General features: G+C 42.7%; 1 protein-coding gene and 1 pseudogene. One reads left to right on the forward strand and one right to left on the reverse strand.

Going from position 1 to position 1245, the window contains the following annotated elements; genetic code table 11:
- Positions 1-242 (reverse strand): AAA family ATPase (locus KH180_RS16685; RefSeq protein WP_290762514.1); only part of this gene is annotated, 242 nt, incomplete at its 3' end.
- 419 nt (positions 243-661) lie between these two features.
- On the opposite strand from KH180_RS16685, the pseudogene KH180_RS16690 reads away from it, so the two are divergent.
- Positions 662-1245 (forward strand): annotated as a pseudogene (locus KH180_RS16690) (doubled motif LPXTG anchor domain-containing protein); the annotation flags it as partial.

The following is a 1245-nucleotide window of genomic DNA, read 5'->3' on the forward strand; positions in this document are numbered from 1 at the left end:
GGCATGGATGATGGTGATGCCGGGGACGTGATAAGGGCGGACAGGTATGTGAGTCCCTGCAGGACCGTAGACTTACCGCTGCTGTTTGGTCCGTAGATGGAGATGACAGGGAGGAACTGTTCGCCATCCAGCGGATCCTTTATCAGGGATGCCTTATGCTCATTAATTGGGCCGGGAATACAGTCCAACAGGGTTTCCTCCTTGAATATCTTAAAATTCTTCAATGTAAGCTGAACCAGCATGGGATACCTCGCTTTCTGAGAGAAAAAAACTCATAACAATCATTGGTAACATTGTACCATAGGAAGAGGGAAAAATGCAATAATGAACGAGAAAAAATCTCATTATAGAAATTCGGGATATTATTCGACAATTTATGATTGATGTGCGTCCAAAAATACAAAATTGGTTATAAACTAAAAACTAATATTGAGAAGGAGAATGGAAATAGTAACAAAAAAGCTGCATGAAGTAACGCCCCTTGTAACGCCGTGTTTGCTATTATTATTACAGAGGTTAGGAATGGGCAGGAATAATTTAAGAAAAATTTTAACTTTTCTTAAATTGTAACCCGTTTGTAACTGTCGTTTGATATACTTGTTCCAGATAGTTGAAATTTATCCTATGTTTGGAAAAAAAATATCATGAGAGGAGAATAAGTATGGAAGGAAGAAAAAGGTCTAGGGCATTGTCGCGGACAGTGTACAGTGCTCAAAAAAGACTTCTGGCGTTCGTGCTTGCAGCAGCCATGATCCTAACCAATGTCGGTGCGGATATGAATACGGCCCTTGCAGCCACATCGTCAGAATCCGTCACCTTCTCGATGAGCGGTTCACAGCTTGTCAAAGCCATTGATGAAGCAATCGCTGATGGCAATGAAGTGACGGCAGAGGATCTCGATTTCACCAATGGAAAGATTGCTGAATTTGAGAAACTCTTCTTCGGTGAGGGAAAGATCTATGAAGTGTTCCCTGATCCGGAAGGCGGAAGTATGGACGCAGAACTACGCGTGTTCGTTCGGCTGCCGGAAGATGCTGATGACATGTATATGGTAACCGGCGATGAGGAGATTATCTTCTTATACGTAAATAACGGGGAAGATACCATCAGCTGCACCACTGAGATCACAAGAATGGATGATGGTGTAGAGAAGGTTAAAAAGACCAAACGCGTTACTGTAAAGAGTTATGAGGCAGCATACGGCGATGAGGAAGTGAATCATATTTCCAAGCCGGCAGAAACACC

The organism is Anaerostipes sp. (assembly GCF_018381315.1).
Lineage (GTDB): Bacteria > Bacillota > Clostridia > Lachnospirales > Lachnospiraceae > Anaerostipes.